A 15,112-nucleotide genomic window follows, 5' to 3' on the forward strand; every position below is an offset into this window, starting at 1 on the left:
TTTTTTGTCCTTTCTATTGCAGATTTCAAGTGATCAAAGAGTTAAAAATGTCTTTATAACCTGTCCATCTGTTTGTCCTAAGTTAAGACCTAATAACCTTGCGAATGTAGGTCCTTCATCAATTAAACGCATAGAACGAACAACGACATCTTGCTGAATGCCTTTACCTGCTAACATAAGAATAGTCGTATAGTCTTCTTTTTTGGAGAATAGCCATGGCAGGCATGTGTGTAACGTTTTGCTCTTACATCCCGATCTGTTATTTCATTTAAAAAGGCACCTTCATATTCTTCGTTAAAATAAAAGCCTTGTCTTGCTTCTACCATAAAGGAACAATTTTCATCAGCCCCCATTGCAGCTGCTTCTTTCTGACTGTAAATCTTTTCAATGCCATTTGTTTCATCGTTTACTAAATTCTCTAGCAGCTTCTTAACTACCTCCTTTGTATGTGTATCTGAAGAATTCTTTATGTAAATATATGCTGATCCGTCGCAACTTTTGCAATAGGCTTTCCAATTTTGCACGCGACCCTTTGAATCAATATTAATTAATTGTTTCTCTCTGAATAGGACGTTGAGTTTAATGGCTCTGTACTCATCTAGAGCGCTATGATCGCCCAAGACCGCGATTGTTGTATCATCGTAAATATCAGCATCTTTTAAGGCTTGTATGATTTTTCCAAGACGATTGTCATGTCGCTTAACAGCATCCATCGCTTCCTTTGAAGAAAAGCCATGATAGTGCCTCTGTGAATCCAGATCAACGAAATGCACAAGTAACAAATGAGGTTTTTTATTTTTAATGGTATGTACAGTGGATTCTAGTACAAAATCATCGAGTTCAGGTTGGTTCAATCCGTTTCTTATATGACCAAATCGTCGGTTCATATCCAGTTGATATCGTTTGCTTCCATTTATAAGCGAAACGGGAATTTGATGATGATACTTACGGTTCGCAAATATTTCAGGCATATTGTAATCAATATTTGCTCTAGCGGTAACTGGCCATAATAAAGCGGCTGTTTTCAGCCCCGCTTTTTTAGCTTCGTCATATAAAGTTGTCCCTCGCACATGTTTACGGTGCCAAAACCAATCTGGAGAGACTCTTCCAGGTTGAAGAAACGTATTGTTAACAACACCATGGTTCTTCGGATAATTTCCAGTCACGATTGTTGTATGACATGGGTACGTGACAGAAGGGTAGATCGTCTCAACGTGTTTACAGTGTGATCCCCGCTTAAGGAAAGCATTAAAATGAGGAAGCTGCTCCAGCATAGGAAAATCAAGAGAAGACAGACAATCAAAAGAAATTACAACTAAATGATTGGTAAGACGATACATAACATTCCTCCAGAAATACTAAGATTATCCACTCTATGGTAAATCATAGCACATGCAAAGAAAACGAGTGTAAAGGCTATATGAAAATATAAAAAATGAAGACTTGTCCTTTCCAAAGTTTGTAAATTATGTTATGAATGTAGTATCTCATTATGAATGGGTGATTACGTGATTAAATGGTGGTCAGGCGTTGTTTTGATGTTTTTTATCGTTTTAGGTGTAGCAGGATATTTGTACACAGTGGATTACGCATCTGAAAAAGCAATGATTGAAATATCGAAAGAATTAACCTCAAATGAAGGTGAAATTAACAAACTTCTTGAGGATCCAGAAATTCGAAAGTACATCGAAACAGGTGAGATTCCTAAAAGAAACTTCCTTTTACAACAAAGAATGAAGCAGTAAAATTTATCTCTGATCGGTATTCCGTTCAAGAATTAGCTGCAATTAGAGAGAAAGTAAGTAAAGGTTTAAACGAACAAGAAAAGATGACTGTGTATGAAAAGCTGTTAGAAAAGGTTACTGATGACGAGCTGACAGCACTAAAGGTAGTAGCATTGAATGAGGTTAAGAAAAAAGTAATAACAAAAAAAGCCCTTAATTGGGCTTTTTTCTATACGTTAAAATGATATTTGAATGTTTCCGCCGACTTTTGAAATGTGATAGCTCTCAAATTCTCCAATCTTCACAATCGCTTCTTCTCCCGTTTCTACTACACCCTGAATCTGATCTTTTATATAAGGATGCATGTCGTATAAAATTTCAGCGTTATCCACAGATGCCGATCGGGAACCGGTGCTAAACATCACTATAGCTTCATTACTGATGTTGTCAAACATCGCAAAACAATCGCTGTATTCAATAGCATACAATGTTGCATCGTGTTTTTTAGCAATACTCACTAAATCCATTAAATTTTCATCTGCTCGATTCATTAAGTTAACATACGTGTATCCATCAATGATTTTTGTTTCAGGCATAGTTGTTTGTGCCTGAGTTTCTTCATTTTGAGTTACACTTTTATTTCCGACAGCTTGATTGGTAACAGGTTTCGTTTCAGCTTTGTTGGTCTGTGGTTTTGCGGATGACTGATCTTTTTCAATACTCTTGTTTTCATCTTCTGATTGACGTTGGCTAGAAGTATTTAAAGAAGCTGATGTTTCAGTATCATCATCTTTTTTAACTTCAGTTTGTTTCACTTGGATATATTCAGTTGATTTTTCAGGGGTTAATACTTCGTTTTTAATGGATACGTTTTGGTCAGTTGCTTTTGCCTTACTTTCAAAATCGCTATAATTTAATATTCCAACAGTTAGTAGGGTTGCTGTAGCAAAGATCACCGCATGATTTCTTTTCTTCAATTTCATTTCCCCTCATGAACATCTTGTTACTTATTAGACGAGGTAAGAAACAAAATGGTTTCATGATTATTACAAAAATATTTCATGAATGTTACAAGCTAATTTTAAATAGAAAGAAAATCCAAAAATAATAAAGGGAATTTGTTTTCTTAAAAGAAAACATAAAAATAAGGCAATGATTTCAGTGAAAGGAGGAAGAAAGGAAAAAAGATAAGGAAGTCATACATACAAATGTAAGCGCTAACAAATTATTTCATAGAATAAGCATATTTAATCCACATACTTAAAGGAGGAGATTGTTCTGCTTGGAATGGAAGATGGAGTAATAACCATTGTATGGATTGCTACTGTCATCTCTGCAATTGGCTGTGTTGTTTTCGGTGGGATCATGTGGAATAAAGGGGGCAATGATTCATAATGAATTTTGCCGTCTTAATTCCGATACTTATCGTGTATATGGGAATCATGTCATGGCTTGCGTATTATGGATACAAAAAAACTGTAACAGAATCAGATTATTTGGTAGGTGGACGAAACATCCATCCAGCAATCATGGCGCTATCCTATGGGGCAACCTTTATTAGTACTTCAGCGATTGTTGGATTTGGAGGCGTTTCGGCAGCTCATGGATTTAGTTTATTATGGCTTGCGTTTCTCAATATTGTACTTGGGATTTTCGTAGCATTTGCGATATTTGGAACGAAAATCAGGAAGCTTTCATTAGATTTAAATGCGACCACGTTTCCTACCCTTCTAGGAAAACGTTATGATTCTAAATTCATAACCGTTTTTTCAGGAAGCATGATTTTTATTTTAATGCCTGCTTATACAAGCATTGTTTTGATCGGCGGAGGGCGTTTCCTTCAAGAATCAATGTCTATGAACTTCAACCTGGCACTTATTCTTCTAGCTGCAATTATAGGTATTTACGTAGTTACAGGTGGTATTAAGGCCGTCATGTACACAGATGCTTTCGGTGCAATAGTGATGTTAATCGGTATGGCGATATTCTTATTTGTTACGTACCAAGCAGTTGGCGGTATTACAGAAGGTCACAGTGGATTAAGTGCGATGAAGGACCTCGTGCCACAGGCTCTTGTCGACCAAGGACATCAGGGGTGGACAAGCATGCCTGAATTTGGTTCTCCGCTTTGGTGGACGATTGTAAGTACAATTATTATGGGAGTTGGTGTTGGTGTTCTTACGCAGCCTCAGCTTGCCATGAGATGTATGACCGTAAAAGATGACAGAGCTTTGTATCGCTCTGTTTTGGTCGGTGGAATTTTTATCTTTTTTATGACAGGTGCTGCATTTGTCATCGGACCACTAAGCAACCTGTATTTTTATGAAAATACAGGTGAGATTGCATTAGCTGCGGCTAAAGGAAATGTGGATCTGATCATTCCTATTTTTATTAATCAGCTTATGCCTGACTGGTTTATTTACCTTTTTACTTTAACCTTATTGTCAGCGACCATTTCTACAATCAGTTCATTAATTCACGTTCAAGCAACAGCATTCGGCCAGGATATATTAAAGACTCTTGGCGTTCAAACTCTTTTCGGCTCAAAACTTAGTCCTTCAAGAATTGGAGTTCTTATTGGAGTCATTGCTGCAGTCATCTTAGCCTATTTACTTCCAGCCGGTATTATTGCCCAAGCGACTGCTTTTTGGTTTGGTATTTGTGCTGCTGGCTTTTTGCCAGCGCTCATTGGAGCACTATATTGGAAAAGAGCAACGAAAGCAGCTGCTACAGCAAGTATGATTGTAGGTTTTACAGTGAGTATCATCGGATTCTTGTTCTTACACCTTAAAGAAGCTGCAGCTATCGGTTTATCTCAATCTTTGTTCGGTAAGGCAACAATACTTCCTTTTCCATGGACTCACATCGATCCTTTGTTCTACGCACTGCCTTTATCCGCTGCTGTCTTTATCATTGTTAGTTTGCTCGATAAAAGTACAAGTGTAAAAAAACAAACAGAAAAAGGAACGGTTATTCCGGCTGTTTTCGAGTAATTTAAAAGATCCCTTGCACATTGTAAGGGATCTTCTTACAGGTGAAGTATGAACCTTCTTTTTTGTTGCAAACTAGAACAGACGAAGGAGGTTTTTTTATATGGAACAAGCAAAAGTCATTATCATGAAATTCATCGTGTGCTTAATTGCTTTTTGGATAGGTTTGGATTTGTTTTTCGACGCAACCATAAGTGATATTGTATCGTTCGCTGTAACGACAACCGTGATTACCTATATTATTGCAGATCGTATTCTTTTGCCTCGTATCGGAAAAACAAACACCTTAATGGCTGAGTTTTTATTGGCTTACACAGTGGTTTGGATCTTTGGTTCGATTTTATTAAATGGATATCTGCAAATTGCATGGGGAAGCGTGATATCAGCCGGGATCATTACAGCTACAGAAGTATTTGTTCATCAATACTTACTTAAACATATCTCTGTAAAGGGAACTGAGCGAAAACAAAGACAACATAGAAGATTCAGACCAGGTCTCCGATATGCAACGGAATTTGCAGAGGAACAAGACCCAAGAGGGAAAAAGAATAAAGATGAGTAAAAAAACAAAACCCTTGATTCCTCAAGGGTTTTGGACTGTTATGTATGGTGGAGACTAGCGGGATCGAACCGCTGACCTTTTGGCTGCCAGCCAAACGCTCTCCCAGCTGAGCTAAGCCCCCAATTGTTACTGACATAGAAAATTATAAAGCTTATCCAAAAAGTGAGCAAGCTTTTTTGGATAAATCTGCATAATAAACTTCTTTTACTCAAACAATGACATAAGATTGTTTCTCATTTTAAAAAATGTGTGTAAGCTTTGTCCAAGAATGGATGAAGCTTTTTTATATAAGTCTTTTTTACCTGAATATATACACTTTAAAACTGGTATAGACAACTAGTCCTAGAAGGCTGAAGGACTTAAGTTCTGTTTTGTCTCCTTACGACAGGAACCGCACTTTTTCTACCGAAAAGTGACAAAGAAAGAAAGCGCTACCAAAAAATAAAGGGAGGTACATATGTTGAAGGTTTTTATAAAGTTTCGTCATCTTTTATTAATTACTTTGTTAATCGTCCCAATGTTTGCAGGGTTTGGTAAATCTGATTCTGTATCAGCTGAAGAAAATGATGGAAATAATCTAATTATTGCTCAAAACATGCCTCAGCTTACTGAAGAGATCTTGGAAGATACCATCGATTTGACTGCATTATTGGCTAATGAAGATGGAACATATGTGGAAGTTACAAAAAATCTGAAATGGAGTTCATTAAACAAGACTGTTGCATCCGTTAATAATGAAGGTGTTGTAAGTCTAAGTGGAAAGAATGGCAGAACATTTATTGTCGTAACAGATGGCAAATCTTTCGACAGAATTGGAATTCATGTGAAAGATGGAGAGGCAAAGTTATTAAAACAAGAAGGTACAAAATACGACCTTATTTCAAAAGCTATTGCATCTATGTCTGTGAAAGAAAAGATCGGACAAATGTTAATGCCTGATTTTCGTACGTGGAACGGAAAAAACGTAACAGAGATGAATGATGAAATCAGAGAGCTCGTGAAAAAATATCATCTTGGCGGAGTGATCCTTTTCCGTGAGAATGTAGTGACTACAGAACAAACAACAAGACTTGTTGATGAGTATAAAAAGGCGAATGAAGACTACGGATTATTGATATCAATCGACCAAGAAGGCGGAATTGTGACACGTTTGCAGAGTGGTACCGATTTCCCAGGAAATATGGCGCTTGGTGCAACAAGATCAACAGAACTGGCGGAATCTGTCGGACATGCTATAGGCTCTGAACTTCATTCGCTTGGAATAAACATGAATCTAGCCCCTGTATTAGATGTAAACAATAATCCTGATAATCCGGTTATTGGTGTTAGATCATTTGGTGGAGATCCTCAGCTTGTTGCTGATTTAGGGATAGCTTATATCAAAGGGTTACAAAAATCTGGAATGGCAGCCACTGCAAAGCACTTTCCAGGTCATGGAGATACGTCTGTTGATTCACACTTAGGATTGCCTTCAGTTCCACATGAGAAAGAACGCCTGTTAGAAGTTGAATTATATCCTTTTCAACAAGCGATCAACAACGGAATTGATGCTATATTAACAGCTCATGTTACGTTCCCTAAGATTGATCCTACAACAGTAATTTCGAAAAAGGATGGAACGGAAATTAACTTACCTGCTACATTGTCACATGAAGTTCTAACAAACTTGGTAAGAGAAGAGATGGGTTTCAATGGTGTTATTTCAACCGATGCATTAAATATGAAAGCTATCGCAGATCATTTTGGAGCAGTTGATGCGGTAATACGAGCTGTTAATGCAGGAACAGATATCATTTTAATGCCAGTAGGTTTAGAAGAAGTTGCAAATGGATTATATAATGCTGTAGAAAAAGGTGAAATTACAGAAGAAAGAATAGATCAATCTGTTGAACGCTTGTTAACGTTAAAAGCTAAACGAGGTATTTATAAACAAGTTAGTGAATCACCAATTGATGAGAAAATTAAACACGCTGAAGAAGTAGTTGGAAACAAAGCTCATAAAGATTTAGAGAATGAAGTCGCTAGAAAATCAATAACGCTAGTTAAAAACAATGGTGTGTTGCCAGTTAACAAAGCTGAAAAGAAATCCATTGTTGTAGTAGGAAACACTTATAGCGAAAATCTTCAACAAGCTTTGTCTACTCATCATTCATCAGTTGAATTGATTAAAACGGCTAAGCCTTTAACACAAGAACAATTGCAAAAAGTACAGAATGCTGATTTAGTCATACTCGGAACATATACGTTTAACGTTTCTGGACGCTTGCCATCTTCTCCTCAAATGCAAATGGTCAATCAAGTGATTGCAGCTGTTCCAGAAAAAACAATTGCAGTGGGCATTCGAAATCCATACGATATTATGGCTTTTCCAGAAGTTTCAGCTTATATCACTCAATACAGCTTTAGAGATGTGAGCTTTAGAGCTGCAGCAGAAACGATTTTCGGCATGAATAACCCGTCAGGAAAACTGCCAATTACCATTTATAAAGATGCAGAAAGTGTTCTCTATCCGTTTGGTCATGGATTAAGCTACTAAAAAGGGAGAAGAAGATGAAAAAATGGGGAATCTTTTTAACGTTGTTGCTAATGTTTTCTTTAGTACTACCTGGTGCACAAGCTACCAATCATAATAAAAGCTTCGAGCATAGGCAAAACATTAAAACTGGTTTAGAGAGACTGTTAGAAACTGAGATGAGCGTTTTAAAAGGAAAAAAGTAGGCTTAATTACAAATCCAACAGGAATTGACCGCAACTTAAACAGCATCGTTGATGTTTTATACAATCACCCTGACATTGAGTTGAAAGCATTGTACGGTCCTGAACACGGAGTGAGAGGCAGTGCACAAGCTGGTCAGTATGTTGAGTTTTACACAGATCCAAAAACAGGTCTTCCGGTATATAGTTTATACGGAGCAACAAAAAAACCTACTGCTGAGATGCTTGAAGGAATCGATGTTCTTGTATTTGATATTCAAGACGTTGGAACTCGCTTCTACACATACATTTACACGATGGCTTATGCGATGGAAGCTGCAAAAGAGAACAACATTCCTTTTGTGGTCTTAGATCGACCGAATCCACTTGGCGGAGAGCAAGTTGAAGGTCCAGTGTTAGATCCTGCGTATTCCTCGTTTGTGGGATTATATCCGATTCCGCTAAGGCACGGAATGACTGTAGGAGAATTGGCCAACTTATTTAACGAAGAATTTGAAATTGGAGCTGATTTGAAAGTAGTTGAAATGAAAGGTTGGAAAAGATCTTGGGCATATGAAGATAGCGGACTTGAGTGGGTACTTCCTTCTCCAAATATGCCGACAAAAGACACAGCACTGGTTTATCCAGGAAGTGCGCTTATCGAAGGAACGAATGTTTCAGAGGGAAGAGGAACGACTAAACCATTTGAGTTAATTGGAGCTCCATTTATTAATGGAGATGAACTAGCGAAAAAACTAAACGATGAGGCATTACCTGGAGTGAAGTTCCGTTCAGCATCCTTTATCCCTGCATCTTCAAAACACGTTGGAAAGCTTTCACATGGTGTAGAGATTCATGTGACGGATGATCAGTTATTCCAACCGGTTCTAACTGGAATCACTTTAGTTAAAGCGATTCATGATCTATACCCAAATGATTTTCAATTCCGCGCAGTAGACAGTAGAGGAATCTCTTTCTTTGACCTTTTAGTTGGAAATGGGTGGGTAAGAGACTATATTGAATCAGGGCGCAGTGTTGATGAAATCGTCTCCCGTTACAATGATGAACTGGAGGAATTTAAAAATTTAAGAGCCCAATATTTATTGTATTAATCTTAGAGAGCTAAGGCTGTATTCTTTAGCCTTAGCTTATTTTATTTGAATTTTCTGACTGGTATAGACAACTAGTTATAACAATGATACGCTTGGCATAAAGTAGTAAGGGAGAGTGGACATGAAACACTCCATTTCATTAAGATGCAACTACTCAAAGTAAAAGCAGGTGCAAGGAATCTTTTAGGTAAGGAGAGTTGAACCATTTTTATGATCGATAAAAAATCACCAATGCCTCTTTATTTTCAGATTGAAGAAGCAATTAAACAAAAGATTGATAAGGGAGAATGGATAGCTGGAACGATGATCTCTTCCGAACGAGAGTTTGCTGAAAACTATGAAGTTAGTCGAATGACTGTCCGTCAAGCGATAAATAATCTTGTGAATGATGGATACTTAACACGTCGAAAAGGAAAAGGGACCTTTGTGTCTGCAAAAAAATCGAGCAGAAACTCCTAGGACTTACTAGTTTTACAGAAGATATGAGGTCTCGGGGATATAGGCCAGCATCAAAACTTGTATCCTTTCATACCATACAGGCCAATCAAAGGCTGGCAAACGCTTTAGAAATTGCGGAACACCAAGAAGTTTATGAGATCAAGCGGGTTCGCCTTGCAAATGATATTCCTATGGCGATTGAAACCACTTTTGTTCCTGTTCATCTTCTTTATCTACAAAAATCTCATATAAAAGAAGGCTCACTGTATTCACAGGTAGAAAGTGCGGGCTTCGAAATAGACTATGCGACACAAAGCTTAGAAGCATCGGTCGCACGTGATACGGAAAGTGAAATACTTGAAATAACAAAAGGTGCACCTGTACTTCTAATCGAAAGACAAACCTTTTTAACGAATGGAATGCCTTTGGAATTAGTACATTCAGTATATAGAGGTGACCGATACAAATTTATGATTGATATGAAACGCTAAATAGAGCGTTTTATATAAAAATGAAAGCGTTTACTAAGAGGGGGAAGGATAATGGGGAAAGAGCAGCAAATGGCTCATAGCATCATTGAAAAGCTTGGAGGTGCATCAAATATCCAGTCTTTGATGCATTGTATGACAAGAATTCGGGTGAATTTACATGACCCGACAAAAGCAGATCTAGCAGGTTTGAAAGATGTAGATGGTGTGCTGGGTGTTGTAGAAGATGATACCTTGCAGATTATTGTTGGGCCTGGGATTGTAAACCGTGTCACACTAGCTATGAGTGAAGAAACGGGTATGAACATTGAATCTGTGGATGAAACGAACCCAATGGATCTTGAACAGATGGCACGTATGAACAAAGATTCAATCAATAAGAAAAATGCTACACCTTTTAAACAATTTTTACGCAAGATTGCTAGTATCTTCATTCCGTTAATTCCTGCAATTGTTGCTTCAGGTTTGATTGCTGGGATCACAAACGTTGCGATAAGAATGGATGCGGATCCGGAATCTGCAATTATTAAAATGCTAGGCTTAATCGGTTGGGGTGTTTTTAGTTATCTGGCAGTCTTTGTAGGTATCAATACAGCAAAAGAATTTGGCGGGACTCCGGCACTAGGTGGTGCAGCCGGTATTTTAATCATTAACCCGGGTCTAGCCAACATTACACTTTTTGGTGATCCACTTGTTGTAGGGCGCGGCGGTTTGATCGGGGTAATGCTTGCTGCAGTACTCATTGCATTCTTGGAAAAAGAATTCGAAAGTTTGTTCATCCATCTATTGATATTATCGTAACACCTACACTTGCACTACTGATTACAGGTTTTGCAACGTTGTTCGTTCTTCAGCCTGTTGGCGGTTTCTTATCAGATCTCATTACAAAAGGATTATTAAACTTAATTGATATTGGCGGTATTTTCTCTGGACTTATTTTAGCAGGTACATTCTTACCATTAGTTGTGACAGGACTTCATCAAGGTTTAACACCGGTTCACATGGAGCTTATCAATACAATTGGTGACGATCCATTATTGCCAATTCTAGCAATGGGTGGAGCAGGTCAAGTAGGTGCGGCATTCGCGATCTATTTCAAAACGAAAAATCAAAGACTTCGCAAAGTTATTAAGGGCGGACTTCCTGTAGGTATGCTAGGAATTGGTGAGCCTTTAATCTTTGGTGTTACATTACCGCTCGGTCGTCCTTTCTTAACGGCGTGTTTAGGAGCTGCAGTAGGAGGAGCATTCCAAGCATTTTATGAAGTAGCAACAATCGCGATAGGTGTATCCGGTATTCCACTCGTATTCTTAGTTAATCCAAATGAAATGGTTCTATATTTAGTAGGTTTAGTCATTGCTTATGTCTTTGGATTCTTGTTTACATGGACATTTGGATTTAAAGAGAGCATGGCAAAAGACATTTAAACAGGAGTGAACGCTCTTTGTGTTATGGAATCTCAATTTATTTAAGCGAATCAGATACATTCAATAAACACTGGATGGAAAAGGCCGCTAAAAACGGTTTTCAGTACATCTTTACTTCTCTTCATATTCCAGAAGAAAAAGATGTTGATTTTATTAAACAAGTAAAATGGTTAGGTGAAACAGCTCAAGAAGTTCACATGGAAGTAATGGCTGATGTTTCTCCTGCTTCCCTTGAACGGTTAGGGTTAACGTTTGATGAGCTTCCTTCGTTAAAAGATTGGGGAATCTCAGGAATCAGGATGGATTATGGGTTTACAGCTAAGCAGATTACTTGGCTGTCCCATTCTTTAAAAATTGGACTGAACGCGAGTACTATTGATGAAGAACAGCTTAAGGAACTAGTAGACGCGGGACTTCAAGTGAATCAAACAGAAGCTTGGCACAACTTTTATCCAAAACCATACACAGGCATTTCAAGTCACTCAGTGAAAGAACGCAATGAGTTATTCCACCGTAACGGAATAAAAACAATGGGTTTTATTAAAGGTGATGATTCATTACGCGGGCCGTTGCAAGAAGGACTTCCTACGATTGAGAATCACAGATATACAACACCTGTACATGCAGCACTTGAACTCGGCGAACTGAGTACAGACAAGATTTGTGTAGGAGATTTAAATCTGACTGACCAGACTTTGAGGGCTATCGGATACTTAGTGGATGGCGCAGTTCCGCTTTATGTGGACATTAACAATGGATATGAGCACCTCTTTAACACGATTCATACGAATAGAATGGATGCCGCACAATACGTGATTCGTTCGGTTGAATCTAGAACCGTCCGTTCTCAATTTGATCAAGAGATTCATCATTTAACCTGTTTTAAAAAAGGAACAATCACGATAGATAACAAATTGTATGACAGATATGCTGGTGAGCTTCAGATCTGTTTGGAAGAATTGCCGGCCAATCCAAAAATGAATGTAGTTGGAACGGTACGGAAAGAAAGCTTGCCATTGTTAAAGTACGTGGGCAGCGGGCAGAAGTTTGTGCTTTTAAATCAACAATTTTAAAGGAGATCATGATGGACTTAACCAAATTGGCTACAGAAAAAAGGAATCCAGATACATTAAACATTGATGAACTTTCAACATTAGAAGTGGTCCGAAAAATACACGAAGCCGATCTTGGAGTAGCCAGTTGTATTACTCCTGTTTTAAGTGAAATTAGTAAGGTAGCAGAAAAAGTGGTCACAGCCTTGGAAAATGGAGGGCGGCTAATTTATATCGGGGCAGGAACGAGCGGTAGATTAGGCGTATTAGATGCGTCAGAGTGTCCGCCAACCTATGGAACCGACCCAAGCTTGGTAGTAGGTGTGATTGCAGGTGGTGATTATGCACTTCAGCATGCCATTGAAGGAGCAGAAGATGATCCAGAACTGGGTAAATCCGATCTTCAACAACTGAATCTTACGAATAAAGATGTTGTTGTTGCGATTGCAGCATCTGGTCGAACGCCTTATTGCTTGGGAGCAATAGATTATGCAAAATCACAAGGAGCACTTACGGCTGCACTCGTATGTGCTGTAGATTCACCCATGCAGAAGCTTGCAGATATAAGTATTCCTATTATAACAGGGCCAGAAGTCGTTACAGGCTCTACCCGTATGAAAGCTGGAACGGCTCAAAAGCTTGTTCTTAATATGATTAGTACAGCTAGCATGGTTAGATGGGGAAAAGTTTACAGCAATTTGATGGTGGACGTTCAGCCTACGAATGAAAAGCTGAGACAGCGTGCAAAAAATATAATCGTGGAAGCTGCGGGTGTGTCAGAAAAAGAAGCTGAAGAAGCATTGCGTGATCAGGAAGGCAATACCAAGGCAGCGATCTTTCAGCTCATAACAGGAGTAGCTCCAAATGAAGCAAAACAGTTTCTAGATCAACATAACGGCAAATTAAAAGAAGCAATACAGATGTTCACTCAAAAGTGAGAGGGGTAGATTCAGATGTTAGGATTCTTGCAGCGCATAGGCCGTGCACTTATGCTTCCGATTGCTGTTCTTCCAGCAGCGGGACTCATTCTACGTTTCGGTCAAGATGATTTACTTGGCATTCCGTTTTTGGCTGCAGCAGGTAATGCCATTTTTGGTCACCTGGCATTGATTTTTGCGATTGGGGTAGCCGTTGGTCTAGCAAGAGACGGTAGTGGAGCAGCGGGTCTTGCAGGTGCTATTGGTTATTTTGTATTAACAGAAGGTGCAAAAGCATTTGCAGTTGAGAATTTAGCGTTTGAAGGCAACTTTGATATGTCGGTACTCGGAGGGATTCTAGCCGGGGTGGTAGCAGGGCTCTTATATAATAGATTTTATAATACGAAACTCCCAGAATGGTTATCCTTTTTTGGCGGTAAACGATTTGTACCAATCGTGACTGCAGGTACGATGGTGCTGTTAGCCTTAGTTTTTGGATTCATCTGGCCATACATTCAAATGGGCTTGGAGAATGTTGGTACTTGGATTACGAGCGCAGGGGCTATTGGTGCGGGTATATTCGGTTTCTTTAACCGTTTGTTGATACCACTTGGTTTGCATCACGTACTTAACAGCTTCTTATGGTTTGTATTTGGTGAGTTTACAGGTGAAAATGGGAAGGTTGTAACGGGAGATTTATGGAGATTCTTTGCTGAAGATCCTAAAGCAGGTTTCTATATGGCTGGATTCTTCCCAGTTATGATGTTCGGGTTGCCGGCTGCTTGTTTAGCGATGATTCATACAGCAAAAAAACATCGTAAGAAGGCAGTTGCGGGGATGCTAGGAAGTATGGCACTCACATCGTTTGTAACGGGAATTACAGAACCAATCGAATTTGCATTTATGTTTTTGTCACCGCTTCTTTATGTTATCCATGCGGTATTGACTGCAGCCTCAATGTCTGTGGCGGTATTGTTTGATATTCATCATGGATTTACGTTTTCAGCTGGAGCGATTGATTATTTCTTAAATATTGGTATTGCTCAAAATGGCTGGCTTCTGCTGCCGATAGGTGCGGTGTATTTTGCACTGTACTACGGAGTATTCCGTTATTTGATCGTAAAACTAGATTTGAAGACACCAGGTAGAGAAGATGAAGAAACACTCGTATCTGAGGCAGCTGCGACCTCTACAAGTAATGAAAAGTACGAAGCAGCGGCAACAGCCTATTTAGATGCACTCGGCGGTAAAGAAAATATTGTCCTGCTTGAAAACTGTATTACTAGATTGAGAGTTCAGATTAAAGATCTTTCTAGAGTAGATGAAGATGCTCTTCGAAAAGCTGGATCTAAAGGTCTTATAAAGCTGAATAACAAAAATATACAGGTAGTGGTAGGTTCAGAGGTTGAACCCATTGCAGACAGCATGAGAGAGAAGCTATAAAAAAGAGAACACCATTTTCTTTGCAGGAAATGGTGTTCTTAGTTTTTACGCGTTCCAATAACCATTTATGGGTGCGTTTGCTGAGAATCCGTATCCATATGAGCACGGATAAGAATAAACACAGCAGTTTCCGCTATACGAAACGGCTCCGACAATAATGAGCAGCACGAATAGTACCACATAAAGCGTAAAGCTATCAGAACAGTACTTTCTCGACGACATGGTTTCACTCCTCTTCTTGCACTGTGAGAAGCCGATTTCTCTC

9 protein-coding genes, 1 tRNA gene and 4 pseudogenes are annotated in these 15,112 nt (G+C 38.8%); 10 read left to right on the top strand and 4 right to left on the bottom strand.

From position 1 onward, the window contains the following. Positions 1-33: 33 nt before the first annotated feature. Positions 34-1,340: pseudogene (locus ACEWFH_RS06865) on the bottom strand (alkaline phosphatase family protein). A 168-nt stretch (positions 1,341-1,508) separates the two neighbouring features. Between ACEWFH_RS06865 and ACEWFH_RS06870 the strand changes: the two are divergent. Next, positions 1,509-1,745: a hypothetical protein gene (locus ACEWFH_RS06870; RefSeq protein ID WP_473726639.1), complete on the top strand. Its 237-nt coding sequence runs from the start codon at positions 1,509-1,511 to the stop codon at positions 1,743-1,745. A 215-nt stretch (positions 1,746-1,960) separates the two neighbouring features. Here the strand turns inward: ACEWFH_RS06870 and ACEWFH_RS06875 are convergent, their stop codons facing one another. Next, positions 1,961-2,701 (bottom strand): hypothetical protein, encoded by a 741-nt coding sequence (locus ACEWFH_RS06875; protein WP_473726640.1) that lies wholly within the window; start codon positions 2,699-2,701, stop codon positions 1,961-1,963. A 417-nt stretch (positions 2,702-3,118) separates the two neighbouring features. Between ACEWFH_RS06875 and ACEWFH_RS06880 the strand changes: the two genes are divergently transcribed. Beyond that, positions 3,119-4,717: a sodium:solute symporter family protein gene (locus ACEWFH_RS06880; RefSeq protein ID WP_473726641.1), complete on the top strand. Its 1,599-nt coding sequence runs from the start codon at positions 3,119-3,121 to the stop codon at positions 4,715-4,717. Positions 4,718-4,817: 100 nt separating this feature from the next. After that, positions 4,818-5,276 carry a YndM family protein gene (locus ACEWFH_RS06885; RefSeq protein ID WP_473726642.1) on the top strand — a complete coding sequence of 153 codons (459 nt, stop codon included), beginning with the start codon at positions 4,818-4,820 and terminating at the stop codon, positions 5,274-5,276. A 45-nt stretch (positions 5,277-5,321) separates the two neighbouring features. On the opposite strand, the gene ACEWFH_RS06890 is transcribed toward ACEWFH_RS06885, so the two are convergent. Then, positions 5,322-5,397, bottom strand: a tRNA-Ala gene (locus tag ACEWFH_RS06890). A gap of 336 nt (positions 5,398-5,733) precedes the next feature. Between ACEWFH_RS06890 and nagZ the strand changes: the two genes are divergently transcribed. From nagZ to nagE, 7 genes and pseudogenes are all read left to right on the top strand, one after another. Further along, positions 5,734-7,812 (top strand): beta-N-acetylhexosaminidase, encoded by a 2,079-nt coding sequence (gene nagZ / locus ACEWFH_RS06895; RefSeq protein ID WP_473726643.1) that lies wholly within the window; start codon positions 5,734-5,736, stop codon positions 7,810-7,812. Between the two features lie 14 nt (positions 7,813-7,826). Next, a pseudogene (locus tag ACEWFH_RS06900) lies at positions 7,827-9,082 on the top strand (exo-beta-N-acetylmuramidase NamZ family protein). A 210-nt stretch (positions 9,083-9,292) separates the two neighbouring features. After that, a pseudogene (locus tag ACEWFH_RS06905) lies at positions 9,293-10,011 on the top strand (GntR family transcriptional regulator). Positions 10,012-10,062: 51 nt separating this feature from the next. Further along, positions 10,063-11,435, top strand: a pseudogene (locus tag ACEWFH_RS06910) (PTS transporter subunit EIIC). 17 nt (positions 11,436-11,452) lie between these two features. Beyond that, positions 11,453-12,508 (top strand): DUF871 domain-containing protein, encoded by a 1,056-nt coding sequence (locus tag ACEWFH_RS06915; RefSeq protein ID WP_473726644.1) that lies wholly within the window; start codon positions 11,453-11,455, stop codon positions 12,506-12,508. Between the two features lie 11 nt (positions 12,509-12,519). Next, a complete protein-coding gene (murQ, locus tag ACEWFH_RS06920) occupies positions 12,520-13,425 on the top strand; it encodes an N-acetylmuramic acid 6-phosphate etherase (protein ID WP_473727231.1) in 906 nt (301 codons plus the stop codon). 15 nt (positions 13,426-13,440) lie between these two features. Continuing rightward, entirely contained in the window at positions 13,441-14,847 is a 1,407-nt protein-coding gene (gene nagE, locus ACEWFH_RS06925) for an N-acetylglucosamine-specific PTS transporter subunit IIBC (RefSeq protein ID WP_473726645.1), read from the top strand. A gap of 45 nt (positions 14,848-14,892) precedes the next feature. Here nagE and ACEWFH_RS06930 read toward each other — a convergent pair whose 3' ends face one another. Then, complete coding sequence (locus ACEWFH_RS06930) at positions 14,893-15,069, bottom strand: YjcZ family sporulation protein (RefSeq protein ID WP_473726646.1); 177 nt, start codon at positions 15,067-15,069, stop codon at positions 14,893-14,895. Between the last annotated feature and the right edge of the window lie 43 nt (positions 15,070-15,112).

The organism is Fictibacillus sp. EA-CB0309, from assembly GCF_055814265.1.

What these genes read in the sequence shown, in the direction of transcription:
- ACEWFH_RS06880 (WP_473726641.1), top strand. Translation starts at nt 3,119, where the DNA reads ATGAATTTTGCCGTCTTAATTCCGATACTTATCGTGTATATGGGAATC.
- nagZ (WP_473726643.1), top strand. Translation starts at nt 5,734, where the DNA reads ATGTTGAAGGTTTTTATAAAGTTTCGTCATCTTTTATTAATTACTTTG.
- murQ (WP_473727231.1), top strand. Translation starts at nt 12,520, where the DNA reads ATGGACTTAACCAAATTGGCTACAGAAAAAAGGAATCCAGATACATTA.
- ACEWFH_RS06885 (WP_473726642.1), top strand. Translation starts at nt 4,818, where the DNA reads ATGGAACAAGCAAAAGTCATTATCATGAAATTCATCGTGTGCTTAATT.
- ACEWFH_RS06930 (WP_473726646.1), bottom strand. Translation starts at nt 15,069, where the DNA reads ATGTCGTCGAGAAAGTACTGTTCTGATAGCTTTACGCTTTATGTGGTA.
- nagE (WP_473726645.1), top strand. Translation starts at nt 13,441, where the DNA reads ATGTTAGGATTCTTGCAGCGCATAGGCCGTGCACTTATGCTTCCGATT.